Origin of the sequence: Ilyobacter sp. (assembly GCF_041583315.1) — a bacterium.
Classification (GTDB): domain Bacteria; phylum Fusobacteriota; class Fusobacteriia; order Fusobacteriales; family Fusobacteriaceae; genus Ilyobacter.
The window spans coordinates 1-1,752 of the sequence record NZ_JBFHGC010000576.1 but is presented as its reverse complement, the minus strand read 5'-3'; the positions used below and the strand labels follow the sequence as shown (position 1 = coordinate 1,752).

At 32.9% G+C, this 1,752-nt stretch carries 3 protein-coding genes; all 3 read left to right on the top strand.

The window, feature by feature from the left end; translation table 11 throughout:
* Positions 1-564, top strand: a 564-nt coding sequence (locus tag ABZA26_RS14360) for a YveK family protein (protein WP_372715177.1), incomplete at its 5' end; no start/stop codon positions are given.
* 40 nt (positions 565-604) lie between these two features.
* Positions 605-1,315, top strand: coding sequence for a CpsD/CapB family tyrosine-protein kinase (locus ABZA26_RS14355; RefSeq protein WP_372715176.1), 711 nt, complete (start codon positions 605-607; stop codon positions 1,313-1,315).
* A gap of 83 nt (positions 1,316-1,398) precedes the next feature.
* Positions 1,399-1,752 (top strand): TolC family protein (locus tag ABZA26_RS14350; RefSeq protein WP_372715175.1); only part of this gene is annotated, 354 nt, incomplete at its 3' end.

Sequence of the window (1,752 nt, the reverse complement as noted above, 5' to 3'; positions counted from 1 at the left end):
GGTTCTGCTGAACGGCTTGAAAGCTCTGATGTTTCACTGAATCAAAAGTTGGTATCTACCTATACAGAGATGGCACGTAGTGCCAGCATGATGAAGACTGTTACACAAAAACTGGATTTGGAAGATTCACCGGATTCACTTTCAGGAAGGGTAAGAGTGTCTCCTGTGGGAATGACAGAACTTATAAAGATAAGTTATTATGATGTCAATCCTCAAAAAGCTGCCCTTGTTGCAAATCAGGTTTCAGAAGAGTTTATAATAAAAATAAGATCGGTCATGAGTTTTGATAACTTAAAAATAATAGAAAGTGCCAGGGTGCCTTCCAATCCCGAATCCAAGGGGACTAAATTAATAGTTGCAATAACTATTATGATTGGATTTATTTTAGGTATATTGGAAGTTTTATGGAGAGAGTATTATCAGAATAAACTTAAAAATCCAGATGATATTGAGAGGATATTAGGGTGTCAGATACTTGCAAATATACCAGATTATTCTTCTGTAAAATTAGATAAATATTCTGACAGACCTGTAAAATCAAAAAAGGTAAAAGTTAAAGGATAATTTTATGTGATTTTTCATTTACATAAGGGGAGGATGTCTCATGAGAAAAAAAAGACTGATTTTTTTTGACAAAGATAAAGAACATATTGCTGAAGCTATCAGAATTTTGAGAACAAATCTATATTTTACAGAATCAAAGGACAGAAAAGTAATATTGATAACGAGTTCTATTCCAAAAGAAGGGAAAAGCACAGTAGCTGCCAACTATGCTATGAGTGTTGCTATCAGTGGTGAAAAGGTGATACTCGTAGATTGTGATATAAGAAGACCCAGAGTACACGATAGTTTCGGAATAAACGTGGATCACGGATTTGAAGAAGTGCTTCTTGGAAGAAAAGAATTGGAAGATGTGATATTAGAAAACGTAGAAGAAAATCTAGACATACTTCCGGCAAAGGATAATATTAAAAATATAACAGAACTTTTTCTGGGTAAAAAAATGGCAGATATACTCACAAAATTAAAAGAGAAGTACAATCTTATAGTTTTGGATACCCCTCCTCTTGCCGTTGCTACTGATGCAGCATTGCTTTCTACATATGCTGACGGAGTCGTCTATGTGGTGGGATATAATATGGTTTTTAAAAAAGAACTTATAAACGGCCATAAATTATTAAATAAAGCAGGAGCAAATATCTATGGAGTTGTTGTAAATAAAGTAGATAAGGGCGGATATGCCTTGGGTAATTACGGAAGTTATAGTTCTAACTATAAATACTATAATGATTATAGAAACGAACCTGATAAATAATTCTGAATGTTTTAAACTATATGAGTTTTAAATGAAATACTTATTTAAAAATAATGAGTTGAAATTATAAAGGGGGATAAATTATGAATAAAAAAAAGTTTATAGTTGCTGCATTACTTACTGTTTTTGCAAAAGGGTATGCTGTAGAAATGAGTTTAGAAGATGTATTGAATAAATTGGATAAAAGTAATCGTGAAATATTGATTCAGGATATGGAGATTGAGTCAAAGGGATTGGAAGAAAAGAAAAAATTTAAAAGTATGCTTCCAACAGCTTCTTTGGATTGGCAGAATGATTTTGTAGAGGTCACAGACGATGACCAAAATGACTTTAACAGCAGTGGAGACAGTACATCTAATGCAAAGATAACTATACCATTATTCCAGGGAGGAGCCCTATATAATCAGTATAAGAAATCCTCTCTTGACAAAGAGAGC

Bases quoted from the DNA above. Each gene is read 5' to 3' on its own strand.
- ABZA26_RS14355 (WP_372715176.1), top strand. From the start codon at position 605: ATGAGAAAAAAAAGACTGATTTTTTTTGACAAAGATAAAGAACATATT.